1 protein-coding gene and 1 pseudogene are annotated in these 1,548 nt (G+C 59.2%); one reads left to right on the top strand and one right to left on the bottom strand.

Going from position 1 to position 1,548, the window contains the following annotated elements:
• Positions 1-162 precede the first annotated feature (162 nt).
• Positions 163-912 (top strand): DUF3800 domain-containing protein, encoded by a 750-nt coding sequence (locus tag LRA98_RS12750; RefSeq protein WP_238634263.1) that lies wholly within the window; start codon positions 163-165, stop codon positions 910-912.
• Here the strand turns inward: LRA98_RS12750 and LRA98_RS13245 are convergent.
• Positions 806-1,174 (bottom strand): annotated as a pseudogene (locus LRA98_RS13245) (DUF2213 domain-containing protein); the annotation flags it as partial. The gene LRA98_RS12750 and the pseudogene LRA98_RS13245 sit on opposite strands and share 107 nt — an antisense overlap.
• Positions 1,175-1,548 lie beyond the last annotated feature (374 nt).

Genomic DNA, 1,548 nt, shown 5'->3' with positions numbered 1-1,548 from the left:
TCGTTTTCCCACGACCGCGCACGAGAGCAAAAAGAGTGTTGACATAGGGGCAGTCTGACACCTACATTCGAAGGTGCAGCGGTCAGGAGGGCAGCATTTGGGCAGCCCGTCGGCCCATTCGGGTCGCCTGATCGCATCTTTTTGGCCTCCGAAAGAGTCTTCATGCGTCTTCTTTATCTCGACGATTCAGGCACTCCCGGAGACCGCGAACAACAACACTTCATACTCGCCGGCATTTGTCTGTATGAAGGCCAGGCTTACTGGCTTTCAGAGGCTCTTGAGAAGGTTGTAGCCGGTACAGACGGACTCCCTCGCGATCCTCGCGAAATAGAATTGCATGCCAACCCTTTGTTGCGCGGAAAAAATGCTTGGAAAAGGGTCCAAAAGGCGGACCGGCGTCGCGTTATGAGACATGGGCTCGCAGCGATCCGGGAGTTGAAAGGTGATCCGCCCGCGCTCTTTGGTGCTGTGTTGGATAAGCGGCAGCTGCCCGCTCGAGAGGAACCGGCTGAGTACGCCTTTGAGCAGCTGTGTAACCGATTTGACCGTTATCTTCAGCGCAGGGCTCAGGCTGACGACAAGCAGCGAGGCCTCATGATCCTGGATCGGTCTGCGATGGAGAACACATTGCAGAATCTCACTAGGCGCTTTCGTCATGATGGGCACCGATGGGGGCGTGCCACCAATCTCGCCGATGTTCCCTTATTTGTGGATTCTGCAGCGACGAGGGTTATCCAATATGCGGACCTCGTCGCGCATGCACTCTGGCGCCATTTCGAACACAATGACTCAGAGTTCTTCGACGTCATCCGTCGCGACTTTGATGCGGACGAGGAAGGGCGCGTGCACGGACTCCTACATTTTCGTAACCGTGATGTTGATTGTGACTGCCCCTCATGCATGGCTCGCTAGCATGCTGTTGCGTCCGCAGTAAAACACCCCGCCGGAAGGAGACAACCGGCGCACGGGAACCGGCCCCAAGGGGGTTACCCCCCCCAATCCGCTGCGCTGAACCGGAGCGGCCTTTCTCGACCAGGGCAACATGGTTTTCCCGGATCACCGTTTGTCCATAGGTTCCGTCCCCGACCGCCAGGTAGCTCGCCTTGTAGCGGCCTGACAGCTCGCGGATTCCATCGGCAACCTGCCGGATGGCGTCCTCCTGCCAGCTCACGAAGTCGGCACGGAGCTAGTCGCTGTCCGCGTCAATGCCCACGTCTGACACCATACCCACCGCCTCGCGAGGGGAACTTGAACCCCTGACACGCCACTGCGGGGTCAGTCAGCGGAGGATGCTGGAGAGGTGCTTTCAGAAGCGGGATCGGCGCTGGTAGGCTCCCTGGACGATCAGGGCCGGTACTACGAGGTTGTTACTGCGTAACGGTAACTCTCCGAGAAGGTCGTCATCGCCAACCGGATCGAGGCGGCGGTGACGGGGCCCTTTCGCGATTTTGGTGGGTGGCAGGCGGTTGCGCGAGGGTAGCGTGCTGACGACCGGACCCAATATGTTGGGGCAGCTTGACCGGCCGAGGAGACACCACGATGAGCACG

Origin of the sequence: Halorhodospira sp. M38 (assembly GCF_022227985.1) — a bacterium.
Lineage (GTDB): Bacteria > Pseudomonadota > Gammaproteobacteria > Nitrococcales > Halorhodospiraceae > Halorhodospira > Halorhodospira halophila_A.
The sequence above is the reverse complement of the archived record's forward strand: the minus strand, read 5'-3'. Positions and strand labels throughout refer to the sequence as shown.

Bases quoted from the DNA above. Each gene is read 5' to 3' on its own strand.
- LRA98_RS12750 (WP_238634263.1), top strand. From the start codon at position 163: ATGCGTCTTCTTTATCTCGACGATTCAGGCACTCCCGGAGACCGCGAA.